A 17,109-nucleotide genomic window follows, 5' to 3' on the forward strand; every position below is an offset into this window, starting at 1 on the left:
TCGCGATTCTCATGAGCGCGCAGACCACCCTCGCGGAAGAACGCCTGGTCACGGCACCGGCGGTCGCGGCGCATGGCGCGGCGGGCGGCCCGGCCGAGCTGCTGTACCAGGTCGACATCAACCGGCAGGGGCTCGACGAAACCGCGTTGCTGATCAAGGCGGCCGACGGCGCGTTCTACGTGTCGGCCGACGACCTGAAACGCTGGCGGCTCAGGCAGCCGGACGTCCCGCCGCTGGCCGGCAACGACACGCCGTTCTATCCGCTGAAGGCGATTGCGGGGCTCACGTACACCGTCGACGAGTCGAGCCTGACGATGGCGATCAACGTCCCGGCCCAGGCATTCGTCGGCGCGACCTTCGACGAGACCGACCGGCGCCGCGCGCCCGCGGTCGCGCCGGGCATCGGCGGCTTCTTCAACTACGACCTGCTCGCCGAACAGGCCGCGGGCCAGACGCACGGCTCCGGGCTGTTCGAGCTCGGCTTCTTCAACCGCTTCGGCGTCGGCGTCGGCACGTTCCTCGCCGACGAATCGGGCCCGACGCGGCGCCTGACGCGCCTCGAAACCACCTGGACGACCGATCGGCCCGACAAGCTCGCCAGCCTGCGCTTCGGCGACGCGATCAGCCGCCCCGGCATGTGGGGCCGCGCGATCCGCTTCGGCGGCATCCAGTACGCGACCAATTTCTCGACGCAGCCCGGGCTCGTCACGATTCCGCTGCAGGGCGTGAGCGGACAGGCCGTGCTGCCGTCCACCGTCGACGTCTACGTCAACAATGCACTCACGTCGTCGCGCGACGTCGCGCCCGGCCCGTTCGCGATCAACAACGTGCCCGTGGTGACCGGCCAGGGCGACGTGCGCGTCGTGGTGCGCGACGTGATGGGACGCGAGCAGGTGATCACCCAGTCGTTCTATGCGAGCGCGAATCTGCTCAAGCAAGGCATGCAGGACTTCTCGTACGAACTCGGCAAGGAGCGGCGGGATTTCGGCCTCGCGAGCAACGACTACGGGCGCTGGTTCGCCAGCGCGACGCACCGGATCGGCATGACCGACCGGTTCACCGGCGAGATCCATGCCGAAGCCGAAGGGTCCCGGCAGAACCTCGGCGTCGGCGGCGTGATGCTGGCCGGGCCGCTCGGCGTCGTCAACGCGTCCGCGGCGGTGAGCCGCAGCGCCAATGGCCCGGGCGCGCTCGCGACGATGGGTATCGAAAGCCAGTCCGGCTTCGTCGAGATCGGCGCGCACGCGCAATGGGCCACGCCGCATTTCGCGCAGATCGGGCTCGAGCCGGGCACGCCCGCGCCGAAGCTGCTGACGAGCGTCAACCTCGGCATCGGGATGGGCCGCTTCGGCTCGCTCGGGCTCGCGCACGTGTTCCTCGACAATCGCGGCGACTACAAGACCCAGTTGCTGTCGCTGAGCTACAGCGCGCAGCTCGGCCGCTTCGGCTTCGCCAACATCAGCGTCAGCAAGCCGCTGGGCGGCTCGGGCGCGACGCTGGTCGGCGTCGCATGGACGATACCGGTCGACAACCGCACGAGCGCGTCCGTCACGATGACGCACCAGCAGGGCGCCACCGAAGTGCTCGCGCAACTGCAGCGCAGCCTGCCGGTTGGCGAAGGCTTCGGCTACTCGCTGCAGGCCGGCAACGACACGCAGGACGCGAGCGCGACGCTGCAGACGCGCACCGGCACCTACAGCGTCGAGGCGGCGGCGTATCGCGGCCGCGCCGGCGTGCGTGCCAACGTCGCGGGCGGCGTCGCGTTCGTCGACGGCACCGCGCGCCTGTCGCGGCAGATCACCGACAGCTTCGCGCTGGTCAAGGTGCCGGGCTTCGCCAACGTCGGCATCCTCGCGGACAACCAGCTCGTCGCGCACACCGACGCGAGCGGCGTCGCGCTGCTGCCGCGGCTGCGTGCGTACGAAAGCAACCCGATCTCGATCGAGCAGGCCGACCTGCCGTTCGACGCGACGATCGGCACGCTGAAGCTCGACGCGGTGCCCTACTTCCGCAGCGGCATGGCGCTCGCGTTTCCGATCACGCGCTCGCGCGGCGCGATGCTCACGCTCGATCTCGAGAACGGCGCGCACCTGCCGGCCGGCGCGATCGTCACGATCGCGGGGCAGAAGGAAGCGTTTCCGGTCGGCCGCGACGGCGTCGTCTACGTGACCGGACTGTCGGAGCAGAACCATCTGCACGCGGCCTGGCGCGACCGGCAGTGCGACGTGACCGTGCGCTTTCCCGCCGGCGACGACCCGCTGCCGGACCTGGGCACCCATCTTTGCAAGGGAGTCACACCATGAGACATCGCAAGCATGCCGGGCGACCGGCCCGGCTCGCGCGCCTTCGCGCCGCCGCGGCGCTCGCGGCCGGTGCGGTCATGCTGGTCGCCCTGCCCGCGCGCGCGGCGACGACCTGCACGATGAATGCGCCGTCGTCGATGGCGTTCGGCACGTACGACACGCTCAACGCCGCCACCTCCGCCGCCACGATCTCGATCAGCTGCTCCGGCAGCGGCAACGCCACGCCGACGATCACGGCGAGCGCGGGCGGCGGCACCTTCGCGAACCGCCTGATGACGCGGACCGGCGGCACCCAGACGCTGGGCTACAACCTGTATCTCGACAGCGCGCACACGTCGATCTGGGGCGACGGCACGAGCGGCACGTCGGCGATTTCGTGGGGCAAGATCTCGGGCGCCGGCACCTTCAGCGCAACCGTGTACGGGCTGATCCGCGGCGGCCAGAACGTCGTGCCGGGCGGATACGCGGACAGCAACATCACGATCCTGTTCACCTACTAGGCAACGACCCGGCGCGGTGGCAGCGGTGCGTGGCACGTACCGCCGTCGATCGCCATCACGGACTTGGACAACGGGGGCATACCATGAATCGAACCGAGACAGCGAGCGCCGCCGCAGCACGGTGCGGCCGCCGCGGGCCGACCCGCGCGGCGTCTGTCGCCCCGCAGCGGACCGCCCGCCGCGCGCGCGGGCTGCTTGCGGCCATCGCCGCGCTATCGATCGCACTGCTCGGCGCGGCGCCCGGCCCGAGCGCTGCGAAACAGGCCAGCCGGTCGGTGCAGGTCGGTGCGACGGTGCAGGCGTATGCGCGGCTCAAGGCGGCCTATCCGGCCAAGCTCATGATCGCGAACAAGGACACGAGCACCGGCTACGTGGCCGTGCCGAACGTCAACAACACCACGGGGACGACGCTCGCGATCCAGACCAACGACCGGGCCGGGTACACGGTGCGGGTGCAGGTGGCCGCCGCCAGCCAGGCGCTGTTCAGTTCGATCGAGATCAGCGGATTCGGCGGCAAGGTCGTGCTGCCGGCGACGGGCGGCACGATCGTCGTGCCCTATACGGCGCTGAACACGACCTTCACGCTGACCTATCGTTTCGTGTTCGCGCCGAAGGCGAAGGACGGGACCTTTGCGTGGCCGCTCACGTTTTCGGTGCAGCCGAACCCGTGATGTCCGCCCTGCCCGTTCCCGTTCCCGCGGCCATGCGCCACGGCGCCGCTCACACCACCGGCCCCGGTTCCTTCTCCTTGCGCAGGATCGCGTACAGGATGATCGCGCCGAACGTCGCGGTGCCGATCCCGCCGAGCCCGAAGCCGCCGATCTTCAGCGAGAAGTCGCCGGCGCCGAGCACCAGCGTGACCGCCGCGACGATCAGGTTGCGGTTGTCGGAGAAGTCGACCTTGTTGACGACCCAGATTCGCGCGCCCGTCACCGCGATCAGCCCGAACACCACGATCGACACGCCGCCGAGCACGGGGCCCGGGATCGTCTGGATCACCGCGCCGAACTTCGGCGAGAAGCCGAGCCCGATCGCGATCAGCGCGGCGACCGCGAACACCAGCGTCGAATAGATTCGCGTGACGGCCATCACGCCGATGTTCTCCGCGTAAGTGGTCACGCCCGTGCCGCCGACGCTGCCCGACACGATCGTCGCGAGCCCGTCGCCGATGAACGCGCGGCCGACGTAGCGGTCGAGGTTGGTGCCCGTCATCGCGCTGACGGCCTTGATGTGGCCGAGGTTCTCCGCGACCAGGATCACCGCGATCGGCGCGAGCATCAGCATCGCGTGCGGATCGAACACCGGCGCGCGGAAGCCCGGCACGCCGAACCACGCGGCCTGCGCGACGATCGCGAAATCGATCGGCTTGCCGAGGCCCATTCCGTTGGTCGCGATCGCGTAGATCACGTACGCGATCACGAGCCCGACGAGGATCAGGAGGCGCTGCATCATCCCGCGTGCGAACACCGCGACACCGCCGACGCACAGCACCGTGACGAGCGCCATCACCGATTCGAAGGTCGAGCCCGACACGCCCTTGACCGCGATCGGCGCGAGGTTCAGCCCGATCACCGCGACCACTGCGCCGGTCACGACCGGCGGCATCAGCGTCTCGATCCAGCGCGTGCCGATCGCCTGCACCAGCGCGCCGAGCGCCACGTACACGACGCCGCACGCGACGATCCCGCCGAGCGCGACCGGAATGTTCGGGTTCGGGCCGCTGCCGCCGTAGCCCGTCACCGCGATCACGAGGCCGATGAACGCGAAGCTCGAGCCGAGATAGCTCGGCACGCGCCCGCCCACCAGCACGAAGAACAGCAGCGTGCCGATGCCCGACATGAAGATGCACAGGTTCGGGTCGAAGCCCATCAGCAGCGGCGCGAGCACGGTCGAACCGAACATCGCGACGACGTGCTGCACGCCCATCGCGACCATCTGCGGCCACGCGAGGCGCTCGTCGGGGCCGACCACGCGCGCGGTCGCGCCGGTCGATTGGACCCGCCAGCGCGGGAAGTAGGAATCGGACATGGGGAAAGCGCTCCTGTCGGTCGCCGGCTGCCAAGGATGCGCCGGTCTGGAATCTGGCGCGAGTTTACGGAGCGGGAATGGGGCTGGCAAGCGGCGAGCGCGCACGCGGCAGCCGAACGGCAGCCATGCAGATTCGAACTCGTCCAATTCACGGCCGGGGCCGCCCGTCCTAAAGTGTCTGGACTGCCCCGCTGCGAGCGTGGCGGCACTGATTCATCGAGCGCCAACAGTAGCTCAACACGAGAAAGCCCGCATCAGTGCGTGCAGTCCGCTTCTTCCGGAACCCCGGAAAGCGGACGCATTCGGATGCCAATAAAAAACTGGAGAGACAGGAATTGATACTCGAGGAAATATCGCGATGGGACGAAATCGAACAATCGATTTCCGCCCTGAGAAAGCGCGTCGTAATCGACTGCGGCCACGTTTCAGTGCGCCGCGACCACCAGGGTTTCTCGTTTGGTGGTCGCGGAGGGCCCAGCGCGTCGATCTTGCAGACATTTGAACTCGGCGTCGCACTGCGCCGCCGGCTGGCGTCCGAAGGCCGCGAGGCGACGCTCAGCCTGTGCCTGTCCGATACCTCGCGTCTGCTCGGCGACGGCAAGGGACGCGCGGAGCTGGCATCCGCCATTGCAGAGCGGCGCTGGTCCGCGATTTTGCCGTCCGAATATCTGCATCGGCTTTCACGGGACGAATTTGATCAGACAGTCGTGACCCTGCAGACGAGAAACAGCAATCGTTTTTCCGGAGCATTGAAGAAATTCAAAACCGCGGCATCGCGCAGCGGGTCGTCCGAAGTCTTTTACCGGGAATCCGGAAGCCTGCTGCTGTCGAGTGTCGACGGCGACCGCCTGGCCATCAGCACGCCGTTTCTGACCGAATGCGCGAACGAAGACGCCTATTACGAAAGTGCCGACTGGAGAAACCCGGGGTGTTTCGATCGCGAGGAAGACATTATCGCGAGGCCCATGACCCGTCTCCTGAGAAGCGGCTTCATCAACCTGTACGAAAAGAGCTCCGGCATCCTCTGCCCGGCTACCTATGGCGGATTGCTGCTCAATTACGACGAATCCGGCGACCACATCTGCATCTATTCACGCAGTGATGATCCGCATATCGGCGAAAAAATCCTGCGCGGCGTGATCGCGGCCAATGCGGTCAGCCGCGACATGTCGCGAACCTTCCTGCAGATCGTATTTCCCGAAATCTCGCGAAACCCGGAAATCTCGCTGCTCGACTCGTCCCGCTTGAAACGATCGGACATGTCATGGGCCAGGTTTGCGAGCGCACTGAAGTTACGGGACGTCTTCAGCCATATGGAGCCGTATGTGGAACGAAAAAACCCGGAGGACACGTCAGCATGAACAAATACTTCGATCACGCTGCATCCATGGAGGTCTCCGCCAAGGCCTGGCTCGATACGCTATCTAGCTACGGGCCCGGCAATCCGTCCAGCGCGCACGGCGCGGGCGAGCAGGCTCGCCGCATCATCGGCGACACCCGTAACCGGATCGCCGCCTATCTCGGATGTCGCGCCGAACATATCTATTTCACGTCAGGCGCCACCGAATCCGCCAATCTGCTGATCCAGGGATATCTGTCGACGCTGCGCCGCAAGGAAAGCGCCCGTTCGGAGATCGTCGTGTCGGCGATCGAGCATCCCGCCGTGTATCAGACGGCCATGTCCATGAAGAAGCATGGGTATACCATCCGCGAACTGCCGGTGAACCGTGACGGCGTCGTCACGAGGGCGCATGTCGACGCGGCGATCAACGCGCGCACGGCGATGCTCTGCCTGATGGCCGTCAACAACGAAACGGGCGCCATCCAGCCCGTCAATGAAGTCGCGCGCGCCGTCAAACACGCCGATCCCGACATCCTGGTCGTGTGCGACGCAGTGCAGCATTTCGCCAAGCTGAACTGGCAGATCGACCTGGACGTCGTTGACGCCCTGTTCATGTCCGGCCACAAGATCGGCGCCGACAAGGGAGTTGGCGGCTTCTACCTGAATGGTCGATTCAAGCTCGCGCCGCTCATGTACGGGGGCGCCCAGGAACAAACTTACCGCCCCGGCACCGAGAACGTGTTCGGCATCGGCTTGCTCGGCGCCGCACTCCGGGAAGCAACGCGCGCCCCCGCCGACAAGCTCGCGCACGTCGGCGCGCTCGGCACACGCCTGACCGACGGGCTGACCCGAGCCGATATCGCCTTCAAGCGGCTGGTTCCCGCGGCAGACGCGTCACCCTACATCCTGGCGCTGGCCTTTCCTGGCGTGCCGTCACGGCAAATGATCGCAGATCTGGCGGCATCGGGATATTGCGTTTCGCAAGGGTCCGCGTGCAGCAGCCAATCACTGGAGCCGTCCCGGGTGCTGTCGGCGATGCGCGTGCCGCCCGAGCACCTCAACTGCCTGATTCGCATTTCCTTTTCGCCGAACCACACCATGCAGGACATCGACGAGCTCGCGACGCACATCGTCGAAATCTGCCGCGCGCACAGCGACGCCTGACCGCCGGTAATCCAGAGCGTGCGCGAACGGCAGCGGGCGCGCGCTCCACGACAGGAGCAAACCCATGAAGATTCTCATCATCGAGCCGTGTTTCTTCGGCCTCGGTTACATTCAGGCTGCCCGTGCGCTCGGTCTGGAATGCTGGGTGGTAACCAGCGACGCGACGCACCCGGAGCAGCACAAGTATCGCGAGCAGGTACGTGGCGTGCTGGTGTGTCCGGTGAACGACGCGCAAGCCGTCAAGCACGCGCTGGAAGAGGTGGGCCTGCTGTCGACCATCGCGGCCGTGGTCGCCGGCAATCAGTTCGTCACCGTGACGGCCGCGAAACTGGCATCCATGCTGGGGTTACGCGGCGTCCCGCCGGTCGCGGCCGAAAGCGGCGTGCACAAGGATCTCGCGAGGCACGCATATCGGCAAGCGGGGGCGCCGTCGCTCGACTACGCGCTGGTTGCGACCCTGGACGATGCGCAAGCCGCGGCCGCCCGAATCGGCTACCCGCTCGTGATCAAGCCGACCAGCGCCGCGTCGAGCAAGGGGGTCACGCTGCTGCGAGACGAGACCGCGCTCGAACCTGCGTATCGGCAGTTGCAGCAAACGGACTTCGGCATGTTCGGCCTGGCACGCCGTACCGAGTATTTGCTCGAGGCGTTCGCGGACGGTCGCGAGTTCAGCGTCGAACTGGCGCTGGTCGACGGAGCCGTTCGGTTTGCCGGCGTAACGGAGAAATGGGTGACGTCACCGCCGTCCTTTGTCGAGACCGGTCACGTATTCCCCGCGCGCCTCCCCGCGCAGCAACGCCAGGCGCTGCTCGACGCGGCCCGCTCCGCGACGCAGGCGCTCGGCCTGGATACCGGCGTATTTCACATCGAGTTGCGCTGGACTTCGACCGGCCCCCGCATTATCGAGACCAACCCGCGCCCAGGTGGCGATCACATCACGACGCACCTGGTCCCGCTCGCGACTGGCATCGATCTTTTCAAGCTCCATCTCCGAGCGCTGCTGGGTGATTCCGATACAACGCCCCCCGCTCGCAACACGGCGGCGGCCGTGGGATTCGTCGTTGCCCCGCGCGAAGGGGTACTGGAAGCGCTCGACGGTTGGGACGACGTCACGCGGCGCGACTACATCGTCCATTGCGGGCTGGAAAAGAAACCGGGGGACCGCATTCGCCCACCCGAAAGCTCCGGGGACCGGATCGCATTCGTTATCGTGACCGGTGACACGGCCGACATCGCGGCCGACCGGGTGCAGACGGTGCTGCGCGATGTCGTCGTCAGGATCGCACCATGAATCGACCGCTGCTGACGCTGCTCGCCTTTCACGCGCTCGACAAGCTCCTGTTCTTCTCGATTGCGCCGAACAAACCCATTTCCGCGTGGCAGGCAGGCTGGCTGGATGATTCGGGGCTCGCGCTGTTCTTCGTGATCCAGATCTTCTGCTACCGGCTCTTCCCTTTGCTCGGTGGATTCCTCGCGGACCGGTATTCGAAACGCTCGACGCTCGCGTTCGGCTCGCTGCTGCAGGCGCTCGGGCTGGCGGCACTGTGTCAGGCCACCTCGTCGCAGGCGCTGTTCTGCGCGGGCGCACTGGTCGGAATCGGTGGCGGGATGCTGAATCCGGTCATCTATTCGATGCTGAGCCAGGTATCAGGCCCGGCCGGCAGCCGGGCTTTTTCCACGCACTATCTGTTGATCAACGTCGGGGCGTTGGCCGGCCCGCTACTCCTGTGGCCTGCCTTCGGCAATGCCTGTCTGTGGCTTCTGCTTCCGGCTGGCGTCGCGCTGGCGACCGTACTCGCGTCCCCGGCAGGATCGCGCGCGATGTCGGCACCGCATCGATCCGGGTCCTGGTTCGCACCGCTGCACGACCCGATCTTCCTGAGGGTGTTCATCCTGTTCTGCGCGATCTGGGCGTGCTACACGATGATCTTTTCCAGCGCCCCCCTGATTGCGGCCGAACTCGAGTGGCGCACGCAAGGCAACGTCTGGCTGGGCGTGAATTCGGCCACGGTCCTGCTCGCGTACCTATGGACGCTGCGCCGCCCGGCAAGGACCGGTATCTCGTGGTCCAGTGTGTCGGCCGGACTCGCGTTGACCGCTGCCGGCGTCGCACTGGTGGGAGCAGCACCCTCCGGCTGGATCGTCGGTGCGGGCATTGCCGTGTTGAGCATCGGCGAACTCCTGTCGATCCCGGTGCTCTACCATCTGGTTTCCGAACACGCGCCCGCGCATGCGCGCAGCCGCTACTTCGGCTTCATCTGGGTCGCAGGCGCATTCGGGGAGGCCGGCGCGCAAGCGCTGCTTTGGGCATGTCCGCAGCCGCGCACCATCTGCATCGTGGCGGCCGCGATGCTGACGATCGCAACCCTGACGACGACGCGCAAGGTCAAGGTCCGTGCGGCCGAAATCAACGCCACTGAAAGTCGCGTGCTGTCGACTTCCTCTCGCGCGGCCTGATACAACAGCCGCGTGGGCAGGCACTCGACCGGCCGGCGCGCGGCGCGAAGTAAGCGTGCGCTCACATCGCAGCCGGCGCGTCGTGTATCACGGATTGATGTACTGGAACAGCGACAGGTTCTGCAACTGCGCGTAGGCCTTCTGCGAGCCCGTCAGCGCGTTCTGTATCTGCAGGAACTGGCTGATCGTCGCGACCATGTTGGTGCTCGTCAGGTCGGCCAGGTTGCTGCTGACCTGCAGCGTGTTGGTCTGGTTCACGGCCTGCATCGCCTTGATTTCCTGCTCGCGACCGCCGACCGACGCCTGCACGGTGAGCACGTTCGTCATCATGTTGTTCAGCTTCGTCGTGCCGGTGGTCATCGCGTTCGCGAGCGCGGTCGCGGCCGTCGTGTTGCTGCTGATCGGCACCTTCAGCGAGGCGATCATCGTGTCGAGCGCCGCGAACACGTCGGTGCCGGCCTGCGGCGCGGGCGTGACCGTGAACGTGTCGCCCGGCGCCGGCTTGCCCGACACGGGCACCGACAGGCCGTTGCCGAGCGCGATCCCGGCGCCGTCCGAATACGGTTGCGCGGTGGTCGTGGACGGCGGCACGACGGTGTTGTCGGTCACCGTGTAGGTCGGCGCGGCGGCCGTGCCGCCGAACGCGATCGTGAACTGGTGCGCGTTGGACGCGGCCGACGGGCTCGTGATCGTCACCCCGCCGATCGTGCCCGTGCCCGTGTTGCCCGTGCCGGCGAGCGGCACCGGCTGGCTGCCGAGCATCGGCACCGACAGGAACACGTTCGCGCCGTTGTCGCCCTGTGCGATCGCGCGCGTGTCGGCGATCTGCACCTCGCGCGATCCGGTGTCGCCGCTGTAGGTCACGCCGCCGCCTGGTGCGTTCGAGAACGGCGCCGTGGCCGTCTTGAAGCCAGCGAACAGGTAGTTGCCCGCGCCGTCCGTCGAGTTCGCAAGCGTCAGCAGCTGGTCGCGATAACCCTGCAGTTGCGTCGACAGTGCCGAACGATCGCTGTCCGACAACGAGCCGTCGCCGGCCTGGATCACGACCGTGTGAATGCTGTTCAGCAGGTTGTTGACGCTGATGAGCGTCTGGTCTTCCTTCTGCAGCGACGACAGCGCGGCGTTCTGGTTCGACGCGTACTGCGACAGCGTCGCCGACGTCATCGACAGCTGCACGGCCTGCGCCGCGCCGAGCGGGTTGTCGGCCGCCGTCGCGAGGCTCACGCCGCTCGAAATCTGCTGGTACAGCTGCGAGAGCTGCGCCTGCTGGTCGCTCATCTGGGCGACGTTCATCTGGTAGAACTGGGCTGTGGAAATCCGCATCGCTTCGAACCCCGAAATCAGTTGAACAGGCCGAGCACGGTCTGGAACAGCGTCGACGCCGTCTGGATCACCTTCGCGTTCGCCTGGTAGAGCTGCTGGTACTGCATCAGGTTGGCCGCTTCCTCGTTCTGGTTCACGCCCGACACCGACTGCTGCGCCTGCGTGATCTGGCCGACCAGCGCGGTCTGCGCGGCGCTCGACGACTTCAGTTGGCTCGCCGTGTTGCCGATGCCGTTCACGTAGTTCGCGTACGCGCCCGTCAGCGTGGTCGAGCCATTGCCGAACGATTTCGAGTTGACGAGCTTAGACAGCGCGAGCGCGTTGCTGCCGTCGTTCGTGCCGCCCGTGTTCGGCGCGATCTTGAACGTGTCGCCCACCGCCGGCGTGCCCGACACCGTCACCGTGACGCCCGCCGTCAGCGTGATCGGCGAGCCGGACTGGTACGGCTGCGCGGCGCTCGTCGTCGGCGGCACGGCCGCGTTGTCGGTGACCGTGTAGGTCGGCGCGGCCGTGGTGCCGCCCATCGTGATCGTGTAGTTGTGCGCGTTGGCCGCGGCCGTCGCGCTCGTGACCGACAGCCCGCCGATCGTGCCGTTGCCGGTGTTGGTCGTCGTGGCCGACGGCACGTACGGCGCGGCTGCCGCGATCGCGGAGCCGTTCGACGTCGCGAGGCCGAAGCCGTTCAGCGCGCCGCGCGTCGGCTGCACGGTGAACTTGTCGCCGGCGCTCATCGAGCCGGACGAGAACGAGAAGTTCAGCCCGCCGATCGACGCCGGCATCGACGTCGACGTGCCGACCACCGTGCCGCTCGCACGATCGGTCAGCGTGTAGTTCGTGCCGTCGTACCCCAGCGTGTAGTCGCCGGTGGTCGGCTGCGATGCGTTCGCGAACGACACGGACAGCGCCGCGTTGCCGGTATTGCCCTGGTTCGCGTAGGTGATCGGCGCGCCGGTCGAGAACAGGTTGCCGCCCACCTTGCCCGACAGGTCGATGCCGAGCGCGTTCTGCGCGTTGACCTGCGCGGCGAAGCTGGTCGCGATCGCGCCGAGCTGGGCCTGGGCCGGGTCGAGCGTCTGGCTGCGGAACGCGAGCAGGCCGCCGAGCGTGCCGCCCGACAGCGACGCGTCGGACAGGAACTGGTTCGGCCCCTGCGGGTTCGCGCCGGCGATGCCCTGCGACACGACGGTCAGTTCGCTCGGATCGGACGGCGACGTGACGGTCGCGAGCTGGTAGCTCTTGTCCGCGACGACGAGCGGCGTGCCGCCCGACATGAACACGCTGTAGCCGTCGCTGTTGCGCACGACCTGCACGCCCGCGAGGTTCGACAGGTTCGACACCGCGAGGTCGCGCTGGTCCATCAGCTGGTTCGGCGGCTGGCCCTGGCTGCTCGCCGATGCGATCTGCTGGTTCAGTTGCGCGATCTGCGCGGTGTACGCGTTGATCTGCGTGACGGTGCTGGTGAGCTGCGTGTTCACGCTCTGGCGCAGCGCGTCGTACTGCTGGCCGGCCGCCGTGATCTGGTTCGCGAGCGTCTGCGCATTGCTCATCGCGGTCTGCCGCACCGACGAATCGGCCGCGCTGTTCGCGACGTTCTGCATCCCGGTGAAGTAGCTCGAGATCGCGGTCGAGATGCCGGCCGTCGGGCTGCCGATGTAGTTGTTCAGCTGCGTGACGAGCGAGTACCACGTCGACAGCGCGCCGCCCTGCGTCTGCGCGCCGTTCAGTTGGTCGCTCAGGTACTGGCTGTACTGCCGCTGCACGGTGACGGTGTTCACGCCCTGCGGCATGTAGCCGCTGCTGGTGTACTGCCCGCTCGCCTCGGCATAGACGGGGCGTTCGACCGAATAGCCCGGCGTCGCCGCGTTGCTGATGTTCTGGCCGGTCGTCGTGAGGCCCCAGAGCGCGGCATTCAGGCCGCTGACGCCGAGGTTCATGAGTGTGTTGGACATGCGCGATCCTGATGAGCCGGCCGCGCTGCGGCCGCCGGGTTGCGTGACTCCCGGTATAACGGCCGCGGATCGAAAAAATTGAGGAAAAAATGCACGCGCGGCGCACGGGCGTGCGTCGCCGTTCGAAGCGGCCGGCGGGTGCGCCGGCGGCGCTGTGCGGGTGGCCCGTCCGGGGCCTCCCGCCGGGTGCGCGTCAGGCCCGCGCGAGCGAGCGGCGTTTCATTTCGAGCTGCGTGATCAGCCGCTGCAACGTGTTCTCCGCGCTGCCCGGCAGCGACATGTAGCGGAAGCCGAGCTGGTAGCGCCGCGACCCGTTCGGCAGCTGCGTCGAACGCTGCGACACCAGTTGCAGGTCGAGCGACAGCTTGCCGTGGCCGGTCAGCTCGAGCTCGACGTCCGGCAGCAGAGTGCCGACCTCGAGCGCCTCGACGCGCTCGTCGGCCGTGCGCAGCCCCACGCCGCCGAGCGACAGGTTGTGCACCTCGAACAGGAAGCCTTCGCCGTCCGGCAGCTTGCCGCGGCACAGGAACGGATCGACGATCGGCGCATCGACGCGGAAATACTCGCGGCGCTGGATGCAGACCAGCACGTCGGGGAAATCGGCGACGAACGCGGGCAGCCCCTCGTAGCGCGTCTCGCGCGGCGTGCCCGTGGTGAATTCGACCCGCACGCCCTCCGGCGCGGCCGCGAACGTGCAGTGCGACGCGCCGAGGATGCCGGCGTTCTGCTCGGACAGCGCGCCCCAGTCGAACGTGAACGTCCGCGCGCCGACGTCGACCTCGAGCAGACGCGTGACGAGCTGGCCGCCCGGGTACTGGACGGTCAGGAAATCGCCGCGATTCACCAGGTTGCGCAGCTGCACGCCGATTTCCAGCGGATTGCGGCGGGCATAGTCGGGCCCGGAGTGGCCTGCATCCAGGCTGGGGTCCGTCGACGTTTCGATATTCATGGCTAGCCGGTCTTTCTTGTCATGGGCGCCCGGGGCAACCGGTGCGCAATAAAACCGGGCCAGAACGGGGGCCCGGTCGCAGGTCTCTCACACTTAGCGGCAGTGCTGACCGAAAGTTTAGATCGAAACGGCGATTTATTTCGCGCAAACGTTGAAACCGCGCGCGGCGGGGTGCCGGGCGCGGTCCGAAGGGGGGAACCGGTGGCGGGCGGGGGCCTGTCAGCCGATCTGCTGCATGATCGAGATCAGCTTCTTCGCGTAATTCGGGTCAGTTGCGTAGCCGGCCTTCTGCATGCCGTGCGCGAAGCCTTCGACGCTGCGGCTCGCGCTCAGCACGCCCGCGTAGCGCGGGTTGTTCTTCAGCAGGTTCGCGTAATCGGTCATCGCGTGCTCGTACGAGTCGTACGCGCGGAACTTCGCGACCACGCGGCGCGGCGCGCCGTTCACGTATTCGGTGGTCAGCGCCGATACGGTGCGGCCGGTCCAGCCCTTGTTCGCCTTGATGCCGAACACGTTGTAGCTGCTCGAGCCGTCGGCCGCGCGGATCTCGCGCTTGCCCCAGCCCGATTCGAGCGCGGCCTGGCCGACGATGAAACGCGCCGGGATGCCGGTCGTCGCACTGGCCGCCTGCGCGGGGGCCGCGAGCCGGTCGACGAACGCGTCCGCGTCCTGCACGCCGCTCGCGCCCTTCAGCGGCGGCGTCAGCGCGCTGCCGGCCGAATAGCCGCGCGCGCCGGCGAGCCCGCCGTTGTTCGCCGCGTTCGCGTAGGCCTTCGCCATCGCGTTCATCGCGGCGAGACTGCCTTCGTTGCCGGCCGTGCCAAGGCCGCCTGCACCCATGCCGCCCATGCCGCCCGCACCGACGTCGGCCGCCGTGTCGCCGCCCGCGCCGCCGCCCGCATTGCGCAGCAACTGCTTCATCAGCGCGTCGGCGACGCCGATCCCGCGCGTCGACATCTGCTGCGCGAGCTGCTGGTCGAGCATCGACGTGTACATCTTCGACGTATGCGAATCGAACAGGCCGCCGTCGGGCGACGCGTCGCGCATGCTCTTGAGCATCATCTGCGTGAACATCGCGTCGAACTGGCCGGCCACCGCCTTCGCACCGGCCTGCGGCGACTGCTTCGCCTGCGCGCGCAGCGCATCGAAACCCTGCACGTCGAGCGCGAAGCGCTGCGTGAGGTCGTTTGCGTTCGGAAGATTCGCCGCCATTTAGATCACCTCCAGGTCGGCGCGCAGCGCGCCGGCCGCCTTCATCGCCTGCAGGATCGACATCAGGTCCGCGGGCGTCGCGCCGAGCGTGTTCAGCGCCTTCACGACGTCGGCGAGATTCGCGCCGGCCGTCACCATCTTCAGCGCGCCGTTGTCCTGCTTCAGCTGGATCTGCGACTGCTGCGCGACCACCGTCTGCCCGTTCGAGAACGGCCCCGGCTGCGACACCACCGGCTGCGTGTTGACGACCACCGACAGGTTGCCGTGCGCGACCGCGCAGCTTTGCAGCGTGACCATCTGGTTCATCACGATCGAGCCGGTGCGCGCGTTCAGGATCACCTTCGCGGCGGCCTTGTCCGGGCTCACGTCGAGGTTCTGCAACCGCGCCATGAACGCGACCTGCTGCGCGGAGTCGGCCGGCGCCGCGAGCTGGATCGTGCGGCCGTCGAGCGCCGTCGCGGTGCCCGGGCCGAAGCTCGAGTTGACCGCGGACACGATGCGCTGCGCGGTGCCGTAGTCCATGTCGTTCAGTTGCAGTTGCAGCACGCCGTTCATCTGCGCGATCGCGTTCGGCACCGCGCGCTCGACGATTGCGCCGCCGACGATGCGGCCGGCCGCGAGCTGGTTCACCTGCACGCGGCTGCCGTTCGCGCTGGCGCCCGCGCCGCCGACCGCCATGTTGCCCTGCGCGAGCGCGTACACCTGCCCGTCCGCGCCCTTCAGCGGCGTGAGCAGCAGCGTGCCGCCGCGCAGGCTCTTCGCGTTGCCGAGCGACGACACGGTCACGTCGAGCGCCTCGCCGGGCCGTGCGAACGGCGGCAGCGTGGCCGTCACCATTACGGCCGCGACGTTCTTCAGTTGCATGTTGTTCAGCGACGACGGGCCGCCGTTGGCCGAACCGTTGTTGATCGAGATGCCGAGGTTCGCGAGCATGTTCGCGAGCGTCTGCGTCGTAAACGGCGTCTGCATCGTCTGGTCGCCCGTGCCGTCGAGACCGACGACGAGGCCATAGCCGATCAGCGGGTTGTCGCGCACGCCCTGGATCTGCGCGAGATCCTTCAGGCGTTCCGCATGCGCGGGCGCCGTGCCGAACGCGCAGGCGGCGAGCGCCAGCATGGCGGCGAGCCGCACGATTGCATGCGCACGCAACGATAGACGGTGGGAAAGGGGCTTGCGCATCGTCATCACCACGGCGCGATGTTGAGGAAGAAGCGCTGCAGCCAGCCCATCGTCTCGGCTTCGTTGATGTAGCCCTTCGACGAGTATTCGATCTTCGCGTCGGCGACCTGCGTCGAATAGACCGAGTTCGCGCCCGAGATCGTGTTCGGGTTGACGACCCCAGAGAAGCGCACGAATTCGTTGCCCTGGTTGATCAGCATCTGCTTCTCGCCGCTGACCACGAGGTTGCCGTTCGGCAGCACGTTGGTGACGGTCACCGTGATCGTGCCGTTGAACGTGTTCGCCGCGCTCGCGCCGCCGGTCGCCGCGAACTTGTTCGCGCCGGTCGCCGACAGGTTCGCCTTCGCGAACAGCCCGCCGAGGAAGCCGGCCGTCGGCACGTTGAAGTCGGTGTTGCCCTGCCGGTTCGTGTTCGCGCCCGACGACTTGGTCGCGTTGATGTTCTCCGCGATCATGATCGTCAGAATGTCGCCGATGTTGCGCGGCCGCTGATCCTCGAACAGCGGCCGCCCCGCGTAGCCGGGGTTGTAGATCGAACCGGGCGCCTGCATCGACATCGGCGTCGGCGGCTGCGCCGTCATCGGCTGCTGGATGATCGGATCGCGCGGAATCTGCGCGCAACCGGCGAGCGCCGCCACCGCGACCGCGCAGGCGGCGCGGACGGTGGCTGACGAGGGGAGGCGAACCTGCTTCATGGCGACGA

Annotated in this window: 14 protein-coding genes; 7 read left to right on the forward strand and 7 right to left on the reverse strand. The window is 67.5% G+C overall.

The window, feature by feature from the left end; genetic code table 11:
- Positions 1–11: 11 nt before the first annotated feature.
- The 3 genes from HWW87_RS27415 (at position 12) to HWW87_RS27425 (ending at position 3,474) form a co-directional block, all read left to right on the forward strand.
- On the forward strand, positions 12–2,303 hold the full coding sequence (locus tag HWW87_RS27415; protein ID WP_244107350.1) for a fimbria/pilus outer membrane usher protein: 2,292 nt from the start codon (positions 12–14) through the stop codon (positions 2,301–2,303).
- Positions 2,300–2,803 carry a spore coat U domain-containing protein gene (locus tag HWW87_RS27420; RefSeq protein WP_244107351.1) on the forward strand — a complete coding sequence of 168 codons (504 nt, stop codon included), beginning with the start codon at positions 2,300–2,302 and terminating at the stop codon, positions 2,801–2,803. The genes HWW87_RS27415 and HWW87_RS27420 overlap by 4 nt, the downstream gene beginning before the upstream one ends.
- Positions 2,804–2,886: 83 nt before the next feature.
- Positions 2,887–3,474: a hypothetical protein gene (locus HWW87_RS27425; protein ID WP_175822943.1), complete on the forward strand. Its 588-nt coding sequence runs from the start codon at positions 2,887–2,889 to the stop codon at positions 3,472–3,474.
- Positions 3,475–3,523: 49 nt separating this feature from the next.
- Here the strand turns inward: HWW87_RS27425 and HWW87_RS27430 are convergent, their stop codons facing one another.
- Entirely contained in the window at positions 3,524–4,831 is a 1,308-nt protein-coding gene (locus HWW87_RS27430; RefSeq protein ID WP_175822944.1) for a solute carrier family 23 protein, read from the reverse strand.
- Positions 4,832–5,166: 335 nt separating this feature from the next.
- On the opposite strand from HWW87_RS27430, the gene HWW87_RS27435 reads away from it, so the two are divergent.
- The 4 genes from HWW87_RS27435 (at position 5,167) to HWW87_RS27450 (ending at position 9,794) form a co-directional block, all read left to right on the forward strand.
- Complete coding sequence (locus tag HWW87_RS27435; protein WP_175822945.1) at positions 5,167–6,192, forward strand: hypothetical protein; 1,026 nt, start codon at positions 5,167–5,169, stop codon at positions 6,190–6,192.
- Positions 6,189–7,337 (forward strand): cysteine desulfurase family protein, encoded by a 1,149-nt coding sequence (locus HWW87_RS27440; protein ID WP_175822946.1) that lies wholly within the window; start codon positions 6,189–6,191, stop codon positions 7,335–7,337. The genes HWW87_RS27435 and HWW87_RS27440 overlap by 4 nt, the downstream gene beginning before the upstream one ends.
- Before the next feature lie 64 nt (positions 7,338–7,401).
- Entirely contained in the window at positions 7,402–8,628 is a 1,227-nt protein-coding gene (locus HWW87_RS27445) for an ATP-grasp domain-containing protein (RefSeq protein ID WP_175822947.1), read from the forward strand.
- Positions 8,625–9,794 carry an MFS transporter gene (locus HWW87_RS27450; RefSeq protein WP_175822948.1) on the forward strand — a complete coding sequence of 390 codons (1,170 nt, stop codon included), beginning with the start codon at positions 8,625–8,627 and terminating at the stop codon, positions 9,792–9,794. The genes HWW87_RS27445 and HWW87_RS27450 overlap by 4 nt, the downstream gene beginning before the upstream one ends.
- Before the next feature lie 87 nt (positions 9,795–9,881).
- On the opposite strand, the gene flgL is transcribed toward HWW87_RS27450, so the two are convergent.
- The 6 genes from flgL to flgH all read right to left on the reverse strand — a co-directional run bounded on the left by flgL (position 9,882) and on the right by flgH (position 17,101).
- Positions 9,882–11,117, reverse strand: a complete 1,236-nt coding sequence (flgL, locus tag HWW87_RS27455; RefSeq protein WP_175822949.1) for a flagellar hook-associated protein FlgL — start codon at positions 11,115–11,117, stop codon at positions 9,882–9,884.
- Positions 11,118–11,134: 17 nt separating this feature from the next.
- Positions 11,135–13,066 (reverse strand): flagellar hook-associated protein FlgK, encoded by a 1,932-nt coding sequence (flgK, locus tag HWW87_RS27460; protein WP_175822950.1) that lies wholly within the window; start codon positions 13,064–13,066, stop codon positions 11,135–11,137.
- Between the two features lie 193 nt (positions 13,067–13,259).
- Complete coding sequence (locus HWW87_RS27465) at positions 13,260–14,015, reverse strand: flagellar brake protein (RefSeq protein ID WP_174390310.1); 756 nt, start codon at positions 14,013–14,015, stop codon at positions 13,260–13,262.
- 219 nt (positions 14,016–14,234) lie between these two features.
- Complete coding sequence (gene flgJ / locus HWW87_RS27470) at positions 14,235–15,227, reverse strand: flagellar assembly peptidoglycan hydrolase FlgJ (RefSeq protein ID WP_175822951.1); 993 nt, start codon at positions 15,225–15,227, stop codon at positions 14,235–14,237.
- Positions 15,228–16,406 carry a flagellar basal body P-ring protein FlgI gene (locus HWW87_RS27475; protein WP_279608052.1) on the reverse strand — a complete coding sequence of 393 codons (1,179 nt, stop codon included), beginning with the start codon at positions 16,404–16,406 and terminating at the stop codon, positions 15,228–15,230.
- A gap of 5 nt (positions 16,407–16,411) precedes the next feature.
- Complete coding sequence (flgH, locus tag HWW87_RS27480; protein ID WP_175822952.1) at positions 16,412–17,101, reverse strand: flagellar basal body L-ring protein FlgH; 690 nt, start codon at positions 17,099–17,101, stop codon at positions 16,412–16,414.
- Positions 17,102–17,109 lie beyond the last annotated feature (8 nt).

It is taken from the genome of Burkholderia sp. BCC0419 (genome assembly GCF_902830285.1).
GTDB lineage: Bacteria > Pseudomonadota > Gammaproteobacteria > Burkholderiales > Burkholderiaceae > Burkholderia.

What these genes read in the sequence shown, in the direction of transcription:
- flgL (WP_175822949.1), bottom strand. Translation starts at nt 11,117, where the DNA reads ATGCGGATTTCCACAGCCCAGTTCTACCAGATGAACGTCGCCCAGATG.
- HWW87_RS27450 (WP_175822948.1), top strand. Translation starts at nt 8,625, where the DNA reads ATGAATCGACCGCTGCTGACGCTGCTCGCCTTTCACGCGCTCGACAAG.
- flgJ (WP_175822951.1), bottom strand. Translation starts at nt 15,227, where the DNA reads ATGGCGGCGAATCTTCCGAACGCAAACGACCTCACGCAGCGCTTCGCG.
- flgH (WP_175822952.1), bottom strand. Translation starts at nt 17,101, where the DNA reads ATGAAGCAGGTTCGCCTCCCCTCGTCAGCCACCGTCCGCGCCGCCTGC.
- HWW87_RS27445 (WP_175822947.1), top strand. Translation starts at nt 7,402, where the DNA reads ATGAAGATTCTCATCATCGAGCCGTGTTTCTTCGGCCTCGGTTACATT.
- HWW87_RS27465 (WP_174390310.1), bottom strand. Translation starts at nt 14,015, where the DNA reads ATGAATATCGAAACGTCGACGGACCCCAGCCTGGATGCAGGCCACTCC.
- HWW87_RS27425 (WP_175822943.1), top strand. Translation starts at nt 2,887, where the DNA reads ATGAATCGAACCGAGACAGCGAGCGCCGCCGCAGCACGGTGCGGCCGC.
- HWW87_RS27420 (WP_244107351.1), top strand. Translation starts at nt 2,300, where the DNA reads ATGAGACATCGCAAGCATGCCGGGCGACCGGCCCGGCTCGCGCGCCTT.
- flgK (WP_175822950.1), bottom strand. Translation starts at nt 13,066, where the DNA reads ATGTCCAACACACTCATGAACCTCGGCGTCAGCGGCCTGAATGCCGCG.
- HWW87_RS27475 (WP_279608052.1), bottom strand. Translation starts at nt 16,406, where the DNA reads ATGCGCAAGCCCCTTTCCCACCGTCTATCGTTGCGTGCGCATGCAATC.
- HWW87_RS27415 (WP_244107350.1), top strand. Translation starts at nt 12, where the DNA reads ATGAGCGCGCAGACCACCCTCGCGGAAGAACGCCTGGTCACGGCACCG.
- HWW87_RS27440 (WP_175822946.1), top strand. Translation starts at nt 6,189, where the DNA reads ATGAACAAATACTTCGATCACGCTGCATCCATGGAGGTCTCCGCCAAG.
- HWW87_RS27430 (WP_175822944.1), bottom strand. Translation starts at nt 4,831, where the DNA reads ATGTCCGATTCCTACTTCCCGCGCTGGCGGGTCCAATCGACCGGCGCG.